Here is a 17,004-nt window from a genome sequence, read left to right on the forward strand (position 1 = left end):
GGGGGAGGCTTTTTCGGCCCTCGGCGGGGTTGTCTGGGGAAACCCCTGGAAATCGCCGCCGGGTGAGCATCCGCGCAGGCGAGCGCCTCGACCGCGGTGTGTCCGGAAGCGCGAAATCCCCCTGCTTCAGGGGGATTTCGACGGGCGGATCACATGTAGGGGGGCGGTGCGGCGCGATCGAGCACGGTGCGCAGGACGGCGAAGGTGTCGCGCAGCGCGGCGAGGGCTTCGGGTATCCGCCAGGCGGCCCGGTCGCGGGCGCCGACCGTGTTGGAGACGGTCCGGATCTCCAGCAGGGGGACGCCGTGCGCGGCGGCGGCCTCGGCGACGCCGAACCCCTCCATGGCCTCGGCGGCCGCGTCCTGGTGGCGGTGGCGCAGCGCGGCGGCGGACTCGGTGGTGCCGGTGGCGGTGGAGACGGTCAGGACGGGGGCGTGCACGGCGCCGAGGGCACGGGCGACGGCGGCGCCCAGGCGTGGCGCGCAGGTGTGGACGGTGGTGCCGAAGCCGAGCGCGTCCACGGGCAGGAAGCCGTCGGCCGTTTCGGCCCCGAGGTCCGCGGCGACGACGCGGTCGGCGACGACGACGCCGCCGAGGTCGGCCACGGGGGCGAAGCCGCCGGCGATGCCCGCGGCGATGACGAGGTCGTACGGTTCCCGCCACAGGGCGGCGGCGGTCAGGGCGGCGCCCGTGGCGGCGGCGGCCGCGGCCGGTCCCACGCCGGCGGCGACCAGGTCGGCCCGCACCGGCCGGGGCACGCCGTGGCCGGTGGTGCGGACCATCCGGTGGCCGGGCAGGGGGTGGGGGCGCGGTGGCGCGGTGGCGTCGAGTCCCCGGGCGGCGGCGTCGCGTTCGGCGGTGACCGCGGTGACGACGAGCAGGCGTACGGCGTTCACGACGACAGCTGTACCTGACCGTGGTCGCCGATCACCAGACGGTGGGTGGCGGGCAGCCGGGGTGCCAGGGTGACCTTGACGTTGCGGCCGACGAGGGAGGCCTCCACGCGGCGGATGCGGTCGAAGGAGGAGTCGCGCAGCACGATGGAGTACTCGATCTCGGTGCTGGTGATGCGGCAGTTCTCCGCGACGGACGTGGACGGGCCGATGTAGGAGTCGGTGACGACGCTGCCCGCGCCGATGACGGCGGGGCCGACGATGCGGGAGCGGCGGACCTCGGCGCCGGCCTCGATGCGGACGCGTCCGATGATCTCGCTCTCGTCGTCCACGAAGCCGTCGACGCGGGGTTCGACGCGTTCCAGGAGGGTGCGGTTGACCTCCAGCATGTCGGTGACGTTGCCGGTGTCCTTCCAGTAGCCGGTGATGACCGTGGAGTGGACGGCCAGCCGGTGGTCGATCATCCACTGCAGGGCGTCGGTGATCTCCAGCTCGCCGCGGGCGGAGGGCCGGATGGCGCGGACGGCGTCGTGGACGACGGGGGTGAAGAGGTACACGCCGGCGACGGCGAGGTCGCTGCGCGGGTGCCGCGGCTTTTCGGCGAGTTCGGTGACCCTGCCGTCGGCGTCGGTCACGGCGACGCCGAAGGCCGACGGGTCGGCGACGCGGGTGAGCAGGATGTGGGCGTCGCGGCGGTCCTTGCGGAACTCCTCGACGACGTCGGTGATGCCGTCCATGACGAAGTTGTCGCCGAGGTACATCACGAAGTCGTCGTCGCCGAGGAAGGGCTGGGCGATGAGGACGGCGTGGGCCAGCCCGAGGGGTTCGCTCTGCGGGATGTAGGTGACCCGCAGACCGAAGGCGGAGCCGTCGCCGACGGCGGCCTGGATCTCCGCGGCGGTGCTGCCGACGACGACGCCGACCTCGGTGATGCCGGCCTCGGCGATGGCCTCCAGGCCGTAGAAGAGGATCGGCTTGTTGGCGACCGGGACCAGTTGCTTGCTGGACGTGTGGGTGATCGGCCGCAGGCGCGTACCGGATCCCCCCGCGAGCACGAGAGCCTTCACTTTTCCATCCAGGTGACAGGGGGCGGACGGCGGCCGGGCGGGGGCCCGGCCGCGACGGTCGGGTGGTCAGGAACCGCCGAGTTCGCCCTCCAGGAAGGCGCGCAGTTCGTCGTCGGAGACCTCGTCGGCGTCGGCGGTGGTCACCGGGCCGCCGGCGGGCTCGGCCGGGAGCGGTGCCCCGTCGAGCCGGTCGAGCAGGCCGCGCAGCCGGGTGCGCAGTTCGTCGTGCACGAGGGCGTCGTCCGGCGTCTGGTGGAACTGCTGCTCCAGCCGCTGCAGTTGGGCGAGCAGCGGGTCGGTGGCCGGGGTCGGCGCGGGCGGGTCGGCGGGGGCGGTGCGGGACAGCAGGTGCACTGCCAGCCGCTCGGGAGTGGGGTAGTCGAACATGAGGGTGGCCGGCAGCCGTACGCCGGCGAGGGCGCCGAGCCGGTTGCGCAGTTCCACGGCGGTCAGTGAGTCGAACCCGATGTCGAGGAAACCCCGTTCGGGGTCGATGGCCGCCGGGGTGTCGTGACCGAGGACGAGTGCCGCCTGGGCCAGGACGGCGTCCAGGACGGCCGCCTGCCGTGCGCTTCCCGTGAGCCCGGCCAGGCGTGCGCGCAGGCCGCCGTCCGCCGTGGCGGTGTCCGGGCCGTCGGTGCCGGCGGCGGTGGAGGCGGGTGCCGGACGCCGGGGTGCGGCGGGCACGAGGTCGCGCAGCAGGTCGGGCACGGTGCCGTCGCCGCGCAGCGCCGCCGTGTCCAGGGCGGCGGGCGCCAGGACGGGTTCCGGGCTGCGCAGGGCGGCGTCCAGCAGGGCGAGCGCGTCGCCGGTCGCCAGCGGACGCAGCCCGCCGCGGGCCACGCGGCGCAGGTCGGCGCCGTCGAGCTTGCCGGTCATGCCGCTGCGTTCGGCCCACAGGCCCCAGGCGAGGGACCAGGCCCGGCGCTCCGCGCCGCGGCAGCGGGTGGCGAAGGCGTCCAGGAAGGCGTTGGCGGCGGCGTAGTTGGCCTGTCCCGCGCCGCCGAAGGTGCCGGCCAGCGAGGAGAACAGCACGAGGGCGGCGCCGGTGTCGCGGGTGAGTTCCTCCAGCAGCACCGCGGCGTCGGCCTTGGCGTGCAGCACCCGGTCCACGCGGTCGGGGGTGAGGGACTGCACGATGCCGTCGTCGAGGACGCCCGCGGTGTGCACGACGGCGGTCAGCGGGCGTGCGGCGGGGATGCCGTCCAGGAGCGCCGCCAGTGCCCGGCGGTCGGCCACGTCGCAGGCGGCGACGGTGATCTCGGCGCCGTGTCCGCGCAGTTCCTCGCACAGCTCGGCCAGTCCCTCCGCGGCGAGGCCGCGGCGTCCGGCCAGCAGCAGGGAGCGGCTGCCGTGGACGGTGACGAGGTGGCGGGCGACCTGCCGGGCCAGGACGCCGCCGGCTCCGGTGATCAGTACGGTGCCGTCGCCGGACAGCCGCGGCGCGGCGTCGTCGGCCGGGAGCCCGGTGCGGGTGAGCCTGGGCACCAGGGCGGTGCCGTCGCGCAGCGCGGTCTCCTCGGCGCCGCCGGCCAGGGCGGCGGGCAGCAGGGCCAGTGACGCGGCACGGCCGTCGTGGTCGATCAGGGCGAAGCGGCCGGGGTTCTCCGTCCGGGCCGACCGCAGGAGCCCCCACACGGCGGCCTGGGCCGGGTCGGTGCGCGGTGCGTCCTCGGGCCGGGCGGCGACCGCGTCGCGGGTCAGCAGCACCAGCCGGGAGTCGGCGAGTGCGTCGTGGGCGAGCCAGCCGGTGACCAGGCGCAGGGCGTGGTGCGTGGTGAGCCGGGCGGCCTCGGCCGGGTCGGGCAGGGTGTCGGTGCCGGGCACGGTGGCCACCACGGTGCGCGGCACCGCCCCGCCCACGGCGGCCAGGAGCGCGTCCAGGTCGTCGTACCGGGCGACGGTCGCGGGCGCGTTCGCCCAGGCGGGCTCCGCGCCGATCACGTGGACCGTCGCCGGGACGCCGCCGGCCGGGTCGGCCGGTGTCCAGCGCACCCGGTGCAGGGCGCCCGCGCCGGGCGCGGGGCCGAGGCGGGTGGTGTCCACCGGGCGCAGGGCGAGGGAGCCGATGTCGGCCACCGGGGCGCCGGTGCCGTCGAAGAGCCGTACCCCGTAGGTGTCCGCCGCGCCCGGTGTCAGCCGCACCCGCAGGGCCGCCGGGCCGGTGGCGTGCACGGTGACGTCGGTGAAGGCGAACGGGACCACGGTGCGGCCGCCGCCGGCGGCCAGTGCCACGGTGTGCAGCGCCGCGTCCAGCAGGGCGGGGTGGACGCCGAACCGGTCGGTGCCCTGCAGGTGGTGGCCCTCCTCGGGGGCGATCTCCGCGTACACCGTCGTGCCGTCGCGCCAGGCCGCGCGCAGTCCGCGGAAGGCGGGGCCGTAGGCGAAGCCGCCCCGTGCCATCCGTTCGTACGTCGCGGACACGTCGACGGGCTCGGCGCCGGCCGGCGGCCAGGTCTCCAGGGGTGCGGGGCCGGCCGGGGCGCCGGTGGCGCTCAGGGTGCCTTCGGCGTGCCGGGTCCACCCGCCGGCGGGCGCGCCCGCCTCGACGGGGCGGGCGTGCACGGTGAGCGTGCGGTCGCCGCTGCCGTCGGGTGCGCCGACGGCGACCTGGAGCTGGACGCTCCCCGACTCCGGCAGCACCAGCGGGGTGCGCAGGGTGAGGTCGGCGACGCCTGCCGCGCCGGTGTGGGCGCACGCCTCCACGGCGAGGTTGAGGAACGCGGTGCCGGGGAAGAGGATCCGGCCGTCCAGGGCGTGGTTGGCGAGCCAGGGCCGGCCGTCGAGGGAGACGGTTCCGGTCAGCAGGACGCCGTCGCCGTCCGCGAGCGGCACGGCCGTGGACAGCAGCGGGTGGCGTACCGCGTCCAGGCCCGCCGGGGCGGCGTCGTCCGCGGTGCTCTCCAGCCAGTAGCGGCGGCGCTGGAAGGGGTAGGTGGGCAGGTCGACGGGGCGCCCTCCGGCGGGTGCCAGGAGCGCGGCCCAGTCGACGGACCGGCCGTGGACGTGCAGCCGGGCCAGGGCGGAGGTCAGCGACTCGGCCTCCGCGGTGTCGCGGCGCAGCAGCGGTACGAGGGTGGCGTCGCCGTCCACGCAGTCGCCGGCCAGGGCGGTGAGCACACCGCCGGGGCCGATCTCGACGTAGGTGGTGACGCCCTGTTCCTCCAGGGCGCGCACGCCGTCGTGGAAGCGGACGGCCTGCCGGACCTGGCGCGGCCAGTAGCCGGCGTCGAAGGGTTCCTCCGCGGTGACGGGCCGGCCGGTGACGGTGGAGACCACCGGCAGGGCGGGGGCCTCGTGGTGCAGCGCGGCCGTCTGCTCGGCGAACGCGTCGAGCATGCCGTCCATGAGGTGCGAGTGGAAGGCGTGGGCGACGTTGAGCCCGCGGGTGCGGTGGCCCGCGGCGGCCAGCGCGCCGGCGACCTGCGCGACGGCGTCCGCCTCACCGGAGACGACGGTGGAGCGGGGGCCGTTGAGGGCGGCGACGGTCACCCGGTCCTCGTGTCCGGCGAGCGCGCCGGCGACCTCCTCCTCGGAGGCCTCGACGGAGACCATGGCACCGCCCTCGGGCAGGGCCTCCATGAGCCGGCCGCGGACGGCGACCAGCCGGCAGGCGTCCTCCAGGGACAGCACACCGGCCACGTGGGCGGCCGCGATCTCGCCGACCGAGTGCCCGAGCAGCACGTCGGGCCGCACGCCGAGGCTCTCCAGCAGCCGGAACAGGGCGACCTGGAGGGCGAACAGCCCGGCCTGGGTGCAGGAGGTGCGCTCCAGGTGGGCGGCCATGGGAGTGCCGGGGTCGGCGAACAGCACCTCGCGCAGCGGGACGTCGAGGTGGCCGTCGAGGTGGGCGCAGACCGCGTCGAGCGCGTCGGCGAACGGCTCGTGCGCCGCGTACAGCGCCCGGCCCGTCGCGGCGCGCTGGGAGCCCTGTCCGGAGAACAGGAAGGCCACCTTGCCGCCGCGGGCCCGCCCGAGGGCCAGGGCCGGGTGCTCGCGGCCCTCGGCGAGCGCGCCGAGCGCGTCGCGCAGGGTGCCGGTGTCGCCGGTGACGACGGCGGCCCGGTCCTCCAGGTGGGCCCGGGTGGTGGCCAGGGACAGCGCGAGGTCGGCCGGGGCGGCGTCGGGGTGTGCCGCGAGGTGGCCGAGCAGCCGGCCGGCCTGGGCGGCCAGCGCGGCCGGGCCGCGGGCCGACAGCAGCCACGGCAGCGGCTGTCCGGACTCCGCGGCGCCGGCGGGCGCCGGCGGCTCGGGTGCGGCGGCGGGCTCGGGCTCGGGTTCCTGCAGGATCACGTGGGCGTTGGTGCCGCTGACGCCGAAGGAGGAGACGCCGGCCCGGCGCGGGGCACCGCCCGCCGTCCACGGCTGGTCCTGCTGCAGCAGGCGCACCGCGCCCGACGACCAGTCGATGTGCGGGGAGGGCTGCTCGGCGTGCAGGGTGCGCGGCAGGACGCCGTGCCGCAGGGCCATCACCATCTTGATGACGCCGGCGACGCCCGAGGCGGCCTGGGTGTGGCCGATGTTGGACTTCAGCGCGCCGAGCCACAGCGGGCGTTCGGCGGGCCGCTCCTGCCCGTACACGGCGAGCAGGGCCTGCGCCTCGATGGGGTCGCCGAGCTTGGTTCCGGTGCCGTGGGCCTCGACGGCGTCCACGTCGGCCGGGGAGAGCCCGGCGCTCGCGAGGGCCTGCCGGATGACGCGCTGCTGCGCGGGGCCGCTCGGGGCGGTGAGCCCGTTGGAGGCGCCGTCCTGGTTGACGGCGCTGCCGGCGACGACCGCGAGCACCCGGTGCCCGTTGCGGCGGGCGTCGGAGAGCCGCTCCAGCAGCAGCAGGCCGACGCCCTCCGCCCAGCCGGCGCCGTCGGCCGCGGCGGCGAACGGCTTGCAGCGGCCGTCGGGCGACAGGGCCCGCTGCCGGCTGAACTCGACGAACGTGTCGGGGGTGGAGATCACGGTGACACCGCCGGCGAGGGCGAGTTCGCACTCGCCGGACCGCAGCGCCTGGGCCGCCAGGTGCAGGGCGACCAGGGAGGAGGAGCAGGCGGTGTCGACGGTGACCGCGGGGCCTTCGAGTCCGAAGGTGTAGGCGATGCGGCCGGAGGCGACGCTGCCGGCGCTGCCGGTGGCCAGGTAGCCCTCCAGGTCCTCGGGGGCCTGCCGGACGCGGTTGCCGTAGTCGTTGTAGTTGGAGCCGACGAACACGCCGGTGCGGGTGCCGCGGACCCGCTCCGGGTCGATCCCGGCCCGCTCGAAGGCCTCCCAGGAGGTCTCCAGCAGCAGCCGGTGCTGCGGGTCGATGGCCACGGCCTCCCGGGGCGAGATCCCGAAGAACGCCGGGTCGAACCGGTCGGCGTCGTGCAGGAAGCCGCCGTGCCGGGCGTAGGAGTGGCCGGTGCGGTCGGGGTCGGGGTCGTACAGGTTCTCCACGTCCCAGCCGCGGTCGCCCGGGAAGGGGGTGATGGCGTCGGTGCCGTCGGCGACCAGCCGCCACAGTTCCTCCGGGGAGGTGACGCCGCCGGGCAGCCGGCAGCTCATGCCGACGATGACGACGGGGTCGTCGTCCACGGCCGCCGTGGGCAGCGCGGACAGCGGGTCGGCTCCGGAGCGCGTACCGGACAGCTCGTGGTCGAGGTGCGCGGCGAGCGCGTGCGCGGACGGGTGGTCGAAGGCGAGGGTGACCGGCAGTTGCAGACCGGTGGCCTCGGCGAGCCGGTTGCGCAGCTCGACCGCGGTCAGCGAGTCGAAGCCGAGGTCGCGGAAGGCGCGGCCTTCGGGGACGGCGTCGGTGTCCGCGTGTCCGAGGACGGCCGCGGCCTGCGTGCGGACCTCGGCGAGCAGGGCGGCGCGGCGCTCGGCGGGAGCCAGGGCGGCCACGCGCCGGGCGAGCGGGGGTCCGTCGGCGGACTCGGTCTCCTTCTCGGCGCGTTCCTGCGTCTTCACGGTACGCGCCTCGGGCACCTCGCGCAGCGCGGCGAAGGCCCGGACGGTGATGAGCTTCCAGTCGACGTCGGCGACGATGATGAACTGCTCGTCCTGGTCGAGCGCCTTCTGCAGGGAGGCGACGGCCAGTTCGGGGTCCATCGGCGGGACGCCGTCCCGGCGCAGCCGCTCGGCGACCTCCTCGCCGACCATGCCGCCGCCGGCCCAGGTGCCCCAGCCGACGGAGGTGGCGGGCAGTCCCTCGGCCCGGCGGCGCGCGGCCAGCGCGTCGAGGAAGGCGTTGGCGGCGGCGTAGCTGCCCTGGCCGGGTCCGCCGAGGGTGCCGGCCATGGAGGAGAACAGGACGAACGCGTCCAGGTCCAGGTGCCGGGTGGCGGCGTCCAGGGCGAGGGCGGCGTCGGCCTTCGGCCGCATCACGCCGTGGGCGCGCTGCGGGGTGAGGGCGTCGATCAGGCCGTCGTCGATGACGCCGGCGGTGTGCACGACGGCGGTCAGGGTGCCGCCGCCGGGCAGGTCGTCGACGAGCCGGCGCACGGCGTCGGCGTCGGAGACGTCACAGGCCACCAGGGTCGCCGGGGTGCCGAGTTCCGCCAGTTCGGCGGCGAGTTCCGGCGCGCCCGGCGCGTCCGGTCCGCGCCGCGAGGCCAGGACGAGACGCTCGGCGCCGGTGCGGGCCAGCCAGCGGGCGACGTGGCGGCCCAGTCCGCCGGTGCCGCCGGTGACGAGCACGGTGCCCGAGGGGCGCCACTCGCCGTCCGGGCGCGGTCCGTCGCCGGCCCGCACCAGGCGGCGGGCGAAGACGCCGGACGGCCGGACGGCCAGGTGGTCCTCCTCCAGCGCTCCGGACAGTGCGGTGACCAGGCGCCGCGCGGCCCGTGCGTCCAGGGTGCCGGGCAGGTCGACCAGGCCGCCCCAGCGCTGCGGGTACTCCAGGGCCGCGATCCGGCCCAGGCCCCAGCTCATCGCCTGCAGCGGGCTGTCGAGTTCGTCGTTGCGGTGCACGGACACCGCCCCGCTGGTGGCGCACCACAGGGGCGCGTCCACCTGGGCGTCGCCCAGCGCCTGCAGGAGGGAGGTCATCAGCACCAGGCCGGTGGGCAGCACGCCCTCGTCCGACCAGGGGCTCTCGTCCAGGGCGAGCAGCGACAGCACCCCGCCGACGCGCTCCCCCCCGGTGTGCTCGCGCAGCAGTGCGGCCATGCGTTCCCGTTCGGCCTCCGGGGCGCCCGCCACCACGAGCCGGACCCCGGCCGACCGCTGCTCGACGGCGGCGGCCACCTCGCGCACGGTCCGGTGCTCCTCGTGGCCCTCGGGCACGACGAGCAGCCAGGTGCCCGGCAGTTCGCCTGCTGCGACGGACTGTTCGCCGCGCGGCCGCCACACCACGCGGTAGCGCCAGCCGTCCAGCCGGGAGCGGTTGATCCGGTTGCGGCGCCACGAGGACAGCGCGGGTACGACCTCGCTGAGGGCGCGGACGTCGGCCACGCCGAGGCTTTCCGCCACGGACTCCACGTCGTGGCTGTCGACGGAGGTCCAGAAGCCGTCGTCCATCAGGTCGACGCCGCCGAAGGTGACGTCGTCACCGCCGGCCGGGCGGCGTGTCGTCTCCAGCCAGTAGTGCTGGCGCTGGAAGGGATAGGTGGGCAGCTCCACCCGCCGCGGCGACAGCCCCTCGAACGCGGGCGTCCAGTCCACCTCCACGCCGCGGGTCCAGGCCTCGCCCAGCGACAGGTAGAACCGCTCCAGACCCCCCTGACCCCGACGCAGCGTGCCCGTCACCACGGCTTCCGCGCCCGCGGCCTCCACCGTCTCGGCGACGGGAACGGTCAGCACCGGATGCGGACTCATCTCCAAGAACGCACCATGCCCCTCGGCCACCAGCGTGCGCACCGCCGGCTCCAGCTGCACCGTCTGACGCAGATTGCGGTACCAGTACCCGCCATCGGTCTCAGCCGACTCAACCCACCGCCCCGTCACCGTCGACAAGAACGGAACCCGCGGAACCAACGCCTGAACCGGAGCCAGCAACCGCGCCAGCTCCCCCTCTACCTCCTCCACATGAGCCGAGTGCGAGGCATAATCCACCTCCACCCGACGCACCCGCACACCCGACTCCTCAGCACACACCACCAACTCATCCAGCGCGTCCGCATCCCCCGACACCACCGTCGACGACGGCCCATTGACCGCAGCCACCGACACACGACCCACCCACGGCCGCACGAACTCCTCAACCGCCCCCCGCGACAAAGCAACCGACACCATGCCACCACGACCCGCCAACGCCCTGAGCACACCACTACGCAACGCCACCACCCGCGCCGCATCCCGCACACTCAACGCACCCGACACACACGCAGCAGCAATCTCACCCTGCGAATGCCCCACCACCGCAGCAGGCCGCACACCGAACGACTCCCACAACGCAGCCAGCGACACCATCACCGCCCACAACACCGGCTGCACCACATCCACCCGATCCAGCCCCGGAGCACCCTCCACACTCCGCACCACATCGAACACCGACCACCCGACAAACCCCTCAAGCGCCCCCGCACACTCCGCGAACCGAGCAGCGAACACCGGCGAGGAATCCAACAACTCCACCGCCATCCCCACCCACTGCGCCCCCTGACCCGGAAACACGAACACCGCATCGACCGACTCACCCGGACGCTGTGCGGTGCCGCGGGTGAGGGCGGCGTCGGAGGTTCCGGCGGACAGGGCGCCGAGCGCGGTCAGGAAGGTGTCGCGGTCGGCGCCGACGACGACGGCGCGCTCCTCCAGCGCGGCGCGTCCGCCGACGAGGGAGTGCGCCACGTCGACGGTGTCCGGTTCGGCGGACCGGACGTGGGACCGGAGCCGGTCGGCCTGGGCGCGCAGGGCCGCCGCCGAGCGGGCGGACACCGGCCACGGCACGACGGTGCCGGTGCGGTCGCCGGCGGGCACGGTCACCTCGGCGGCCGGTTCGGGCTGTTCGAGGATGACGTGCGCGTTGGTGCCGCTGACGCCGAAGGAGGAGACACCGGCGCGGCGCGGACGGCCGGACTGCTCCCACGGCCGGGTCCGGGTGAGGACCTCGACGTGCCCGGCGGTCCAGTCCACGAACGGGGACGGCTCGTCGGCGTGCAGGGACCTGGGCAGCACGCCCTCACGCATCGCCTGCACCATCTTGATCACACCGGCCATGCCGGAAGCGGCCTGGGCGTGGCCGATGTTGGACTTCACCGACCCCAGCCACAGCGGGCGCTCCGCGGGCCGGTCCTGGCCGTAGGTGGCCAGCAGCGCCTGCGCCTCGATCGGGTCACCCAGCTTGGTACCCGTACCGTGCGCCTCCACCACGTCCACGTCCGCCGCCGACAACCCCGCGTCCGCCAGGGCCGCCCGGATCACCCGCTGCTGCGACAGTCCGTTCGGCGCCGTCAGACCGTTGGACGCACCGTCCTGGTTGATGGCCGAACCCCGCACCACCGCCAGCACCCGGTGGCCGTTGGCGCGCGCGTCCGACAGCCGCTCCAGCAGCAGCACACCCACGCCCTCGGACATTCCCATGCCGTCGGCACCGGCGCCGAACGCCTTGCAGCGGCCGTCCACGGCCAGACCCCGCTGGCGGCTGAAGCCGACGAGACCGATCGGCTCGCCCATGACGGCGGCGCCGCCGGCCAGCGCGAGGGAGCACTCACCGGAGCGCAGGGAGCGCATGGCCAGGTGCAGGGCGACCAGGGAGGACGAGCACCCGGTGTCCATGGTCACGGCCGGGCCCTCGAGGCCGAGGGTGTAGGAGACGCGGCCGGAGGCGATGCTCGTGACGGTGCCGGTGATCAGGTGGCCCTCAAGCCCTTCGGGGACCTCGTCGCCGGCTCCGTAGCCCTGGTGCGAGACGCCGACGAAGACGCCGGTGTCGCTGCCGCGCAGGCTGTCGGGCGCGATGCCCGCCCGCTCCAGCGCCTCCCAGCTGGTCTCCAGCAGCAGGCGCTGCTGCGGGTCCATCGCCGTCGCCTCGCGCGGTGAGATGCCGAAGAACCCTGCGTCGAACTCGGCGGCGTCGTGCAGGAAGCCGCCTTCACGGGCGTACGTGGTCCCGGCCTTGTCGGGATCGGGGTCGTAGAGGGCGTCCACGTCCCACCCGCGGTCGGTGGGCAGGTGGCTGATCGCGTCGGTCTCGTCCAGGATCAGCCGCCAGAACTCCTCCGGCGTCCGGGCGCCGCCGGGGAACCGGCAGCCCATCGACACGATCGCGATCGGCTCGTCGTCGCGGACGGCCGGTGCGGCCGGTGCGGCCGTCGCGGTGGCCGCGGCGGGCGGGGCGGCCTGCTCGGCGGCGGTGTCGTCCACGAGGTGGCCGCGCAGGTGCCGTGCCAGGTCACGCACGTTGGGGTGGTCGAAGACGATGGTGGCGGGCAGGGCGAGCCCGGTGGCCGCGTTGAGCCGGTTGCGCAGTTCGACGGCGGTGAGGGAGTCGAAGCCGAGTTCGCGGAAGGCGCGGGTGGCCGCGACGTCCGAGGCGTCGGCGTAGCCGAGCACGGCCGCGACCTCGGTGCGCACCAGGTCCGACAGGGTCCGGTCGCGTTCGGCGGCGGGCAGGGCGGCCAGTTCGGCGCGCAGGCTGCCCGCGCGGTCGGTGGTCCCCTCGGTCGCGGCCTCGTCGGCCTTCATCGCCTCGGCGACCTCCGGGACCTCGTGCAGCAGCGGCCGGGGGTGGGCGGCGGTGAAGACGGGGACGAAGCGCTCCCAGTCGATGTCGGCGACGGCCAGGAAGGTGTCGTCGTGGTCGAGTGCCTGCTGCAGGCCGGTGACGGCGAGGCCGGCGTCCATGAACGGGATGCCGCGCCAGCGCAGCTGCTCCCGTACGACGTTGACGGCCATGCCGCCGCCCTCGGGGCTCCAGATGCCCCACGCGATCGACGTGCCGGCGAGGCCGCGTGCGCGGCGCTGCTCGGCGAGGGCGTCGACGTAGGCGTTGGAGGCGGAGTAGGCACCGTGGTCGCCGCTGCCCCAGGTGCCCGCGACGGAGGAGTACAGCACGAAGGCGTCGAGGCGGTCGTGGTCGAAGAGGGCGTCGAGGTTCTGTGCGCCGAGGAGCTTCGCGCGGGCGCCCTCGGCGAAGAAGTCCAGGTCGGTCTCGGCCAGCGGGGCGAGCATGCCGACGCCGGCGGTGTGCACCACGGTCCGGATGGCGGGCCCGTCGCTCTCGACCTCCCGGACCAGCCGGGTCAGGGCCTCGGCGTCGGCGACGTCGCAGGCGGCGATGGTGACCCGGCAGCCGAGGGCGGTGAGTTCGTCGCGCAGCTCCGGTGCGCCGGGCGCGTCGAGTCCGTGCCGGCTGGTCAGCACCAGGTGCTCGGCTCCGTTGCGGGCCAGCAGGCGGGCGGCGTGGGCGCCGAGTCCGCCGGTGCCGCCGGTGACGAGGGCGGCACCGCTGGTCCGCCAGGTCCGCGGTGCGGCGCGGCCGGCCAGCGGGGCGCGGACCAGTCTGCGGATGCGGGCGTCGGCGCCGCGCAACGCGATCTGGTCCTCGTGCCCGCCGGCGGCCAGGACCGCGATCAGGCCGCGGGCCGTGTCCGCGTCGAGCGCGGCGGGCAGGTCGACCAGGCCGCCCCACCGCGCGGGCTGTTCCAGTGCGATGACGCGCCCGAGGCCCCACAGCGCCGCCTGGAGCGGGTTGCGTACGGCGTCGGAGTCCGCGCCGGTGGTGACGGCCTGGCTGGTCAGGATCCACAGCCGGGCGTCGAGGCCGGCGTCGAGCAACCCCTGGAGCAGGGTGACGGACGTGGTCATGCCGACGGTGGCGCCGGAACGGCCGGGGGCCGGGCGCTCGTCGAGCGCCAGTAGGGAGACGACACCGCGCAGGGGTTCCGGTCCGTCCGCGCCGACACCGGCGGCCAGGCGCCCGGCCACCTCCGTCCGGTCCTGGTCCCCGGCCGCCATGACGAACGTCCGGGGAGTGGCACCGGCGGTGGCCAGAGCCTCGGCGACCGCGGTGACCAGCGGGGCGTCACGGTGCTCCTCGGGTACGGCGAGGAGCCAGGTGCCGTCCAGTGCCGCGGTGTCCGCGTCCGGGGGCGTGCCGGGAGCGGTGTGGGGCCGCCACACCACCCGGTACCGCCAGCTGTCCAGCGTCGCCCGCTCCCGCCGCCCCTCACGCCAGGCGGCCAGCGCGGGCACCAACGACTCCAGCCCCTCGGTGTCCGCCAGCCCCAACGTCCGCGCGAACCGCCCCAGATCACCCTCCCGGACCGTCCGCCAGAACTCCTCCTCCACCGGGTCGGCCGCCGCCTGCGCACCCTTCGGCGCGTCCAGCCAGAACCGCTGACGCTGGAAGGGATAGGTGGGCAGCTCCACCCGCCGCGGCGACAGCCCCTCGAACGCGGGCGTCCAGTCCACCCCCACACCACGCGCCCAGGCCTCGCCCAGCGACAGGTAGAACCGCTCCAGACCCCCCTGACCCCGACGCAGCGTCCCCACCACGGCCGCGTCACTCCCCGCGGCCTCCACCGTCTCGGCGACCGGCACCGTCAGCACCGGATGCGGACTCATCTCCAAGAACGCACCATGCCCCTCGGCCACCAACTGGGCAATAACCGGCTCCAGCTGCACCGTCTGACGCAGATTGCGGTACCAGTACCCGCCATCGGTCTCAGCCGACTCAACCCACCGCCCCGTCACCGTCGACAAGAACGGAACCCGCGGAACCAACGCCTGAACCGGAGCCAGCAACCGCGCCAGCTCCCCCTCTACCTCCTCCACATGAGCCGAGTGCGAGGCATAATCCACCTCCACCCGACGCACCCGCACACCCGACTCCTCAGCACACACCACCAACTCATCCAGCGCGTCCGCATCCCCCGACACCACCGTCGACGACGGCCCATTGACCGCAGCCACCGACACACGACCCACCCACGGCCGCACGAACTCCTCAACCGCCCCCCGCGACAAAGCAACCGACACCATGCCACCACGACCCGCCAACGCCCTGAGCACACCACTACGCAACGCCACCACCCGCGCCGCATCCCGCACACTCAACGCACCCGACACACACGCAGCAGCAATCTCACCCTGCGAATGCCCCACCACCGCAGCAGGCCGCACACCAAACGACTCCCACAACGCAGCCAGCGACACCATCACCGCCCACAACACCGGCTGCACCACATCCACCCGATCCAGCCCCGGAGCACCCTCCACACCCCGCACCACATCGAACACCGACCACCCGACAAACCCCTCAAGCGCCCCCGCACACTCCGCGAACCGAGCAGCGAACACCGGCGAGGAATCCAACAACTCCACCGCCATCCCCACCCACTGCGCCCCCTGACCCGGAAACACGAACACCGCATCGACCGACTCACCCGGGCTGGTGGTGGTGCCGAGGACGGTGCCGGAGGGCTGCTCGCCCCGGGCGAGGCCGCGCAGGCCGGTGAGCAGGGCGTCGCGGTCGGCGCCGACGACGAGGGCGCGCTCCTCCAGCGCGGCGCGTCCGGTCGCCAGTGAGTGGGCGACGTCGGCCGCGCCCAGGCCGCGGGCCGGCACGTGGGCGGCCAGGCGCTCCGCCTGTTCCCGCAGGGCGTTGCCGGAGCGGGCCGAGAGCAGCCAGGGCAGTGGGGGCGTGGGGGCGGTGGCCGGGGCCCCGTCGGCCGGGGTGGTCTCCTCCGGCTCCTGTTCGGGGGCCTGTTCGAGGATGACGTGGGCGTTGGTGCCGCTGCCGCCGAAGGAGGAGACGCCGGCCCGGCGCGGACGGTCGGTGCCGGGCCAGTCCACGGGCTCGGTGAGCAGGCGCAGGGTGCCGGAGGACCAGTCGACGTGCGGGGTGGCCTCCTCGGCGTGGAGCGACTTCGGGACGACGCCGCGCCGCAGCGCCTCGACCATCTTGATGACGCCGGCCACGCCCGAGGCGGCTTGGGTGTGGCCGATGTTGGACTTCAGCGAGCCGATCCAGAGCGGGTGCTGCTCGTCTCGCTCCCGGCCGTAGGTGGCGAGCAGGGCCTGCGCCTCGATCGGGTCGCCCAGCTTGGTGCCCGTGCCGTGTGCCTCGACCACGTCCACGTCGGCCGCCGACAGTTCGGCGTCCGCCAGGGCGGCCCGGATCACCCGCTGCTGGGACGGACCGTTCGGTGCCGTCAGACCGTTGGACGCACCGTCCTGGTTGATGGCCGAGCCCCGCACGACGGCCAGCACCCGGTGGCCGTTGGCGCGCGCGTCCGACAGCCGCTCCAGCAGCAGCACACCCACGCCCTCGCCCCAGCCGGTGCCGTCGGCACCGGCGGCGAAGGGCTTGCAGCGGCCGTCGGGGGCCAGTCCGCGCTGGCGGCTGAACTCGATGAAGTTGCGCATGGTGGCCATGACGGTGGCGCCGCCGGCCACGGCCATGGAGCACTCGCCGGAGCGCAGGGCGCGCACCGCCAGGTGCAGGGCGACCAGGGAGGACGAGCACATGGTGTCGAGGCTGACCGCGGGGCCCTCGAAGCCGAAGCTGTAGGCCAGCCGACCGGAGAGCACGGCCGCGGAACCACCGGTGAGGAGGTGGCCCTCCACGCCCTCGGGCGCGTTGGTGCCGTCGATGGCGTACGCCTGGTTGCTGGCGCCGACGAAGACGCCCGTGGAGCTGCCCCGCAGGGTGGTGGGGTCGATGCCGGCCCGTTCGAAGGCCTCCCAGGTGGTCTCCAGCAGCAGGCGCTGCTGCGGGTCCATCGCCGTCGCCTCGCGCGGCGAGATCTCGAAGAACCCTGCGTCGAACTCGGCGGCGTCGTACAGGAACGCGCCCTGGCGGACGTAGCTCTTGCCCACCCGGTCGGGGTCGGGGTCGTAGAGCGACTCGATGTCCCAGCCGCGGTCGGCCGGCAGGTCGGCGACCGTGTCGACGCCGTCGAGGACGAGCTGCCACAGCTCCTCGGGGGTGCGCACTCCGCCGGGCATGCGGCAGGCCGTCGCCACGATGGCGATCGGTTCGTGGGCGCGCGTCTCCAGGTCGGTGAGCCGGCGGCGGGTGTGCCGCAGGTCCGTGGTGACACGCTTGAGGTAGTCGCGGAGCTTGTCCTCGGTGCTGTCCGTGTGTGCCATGGCAGATGAGCCCTTCGAGAAAACGGGAGGTCGTGTCG

General features: G+C 75.0%; 3 protein-coding genes. All 3 read right to left on the reverse strand.

Features of this window, described 5'->3' with window-relative positions; genetic code table 11:
* Positions 1 to 149 precede the first annotated feature (149 nt).
* Positions 150 to 896 carry a futalosine hydrolase gene (locus QQY24_RS02820; RefSeq protein ID WP_301971065.1) on the reverse strand — a complete coding sequence of 249 codons (747 nt, stop codon included), beginning with the start codon at positions 894 to 896 and terminating at the stop codon, positions 150 to 152.
* Entirely contained in the window at positions 893 to 1,960 is a 1,068-nt protein-coding gene (locus QQY24_RS02825) for a glucose-1-phosphate thymidylyltransferase (protein ID WP_301971066.1), read from the reverse strand. The genes QQY24_RS02820 and QQY24_RS02825 overlap by 4 nt, the downstream gene beginning before the upstream one ends.
* Before the next feature lie 66 nt (positions 1,961 to 2,026).
* Entirely contained in the window at positions 2,027 to 16,966 is a 14,940-nt protein-coding gene (locus QQY24_RS02830; protein ID WP_301971067.1) for a type I polyketide synthase, read from the reverse strand.
* Between the last annotated feature and the right edge of the window lie 38 nt (positions 16,967 to 17,004).

It is taken from the genome of Streptomyces sp. TG1A-8 (assembly GCF_030499535.1).
Classification (GTDB): domain Bacteria; phylum Actinomycetota; class Actinomycetes; order Streptomycetales; family Streptomycetaceae; genus Streptomyces.